This is a genomic window from Bacillus sp. mrc49 (genome assembly GCF_002803435.1).
This window is the reverse complement of record NZ_PHNG01000085.1, coordinates 1-311: the sequence shown is the minus strand read 5'-3', so window position 1 is coordinate 311 and position 311 is coordinate 1. Positions and strand designations below refer to the sequence as shown.

Sequence of the window (311 nt, the reverse complement as noted above, 5' to 3'; positions counted from 1 at the left end):
TGACCCAGCAGCCGCGTACCGCGGAACAGCTGGCCAACGTTTACCGCGGCGGCTACGTGCTGAAGGACTGTGCCGGTACGCCGGACGTCATCCTGATTGCCACCGGTTCGGAAGTGGGCATCACCGTGGAAGCGGCAGACAAGCTGAGCGCGGCGGGCACCAAAGTGCGCGTGGTGTCGATGCCGTCTACCGACGCCTTCGACAAGCAGGACGCGGCTTACCGTGAATCCGTGCTGCCGGCGGCGGTGACGGCCCGCGTGGCGGTGGAAGCGGGTATCGCGGACTACTGGTACAAGTACGTGGGGCTGAAC

1 protein-coding gene is annotated in these 311 nt (G+C 65.9%); it reads left to right on the top strand.

What is annotated here, in order from left to right; translation table 11 throughout:
• On the top strand, positions 1-311 hold a 311-nt coding region (locus CVN76_RS00590), incomplete at both ends, for a transketolase-like TK C-terminal-containing protein (protein WP_332850577.1).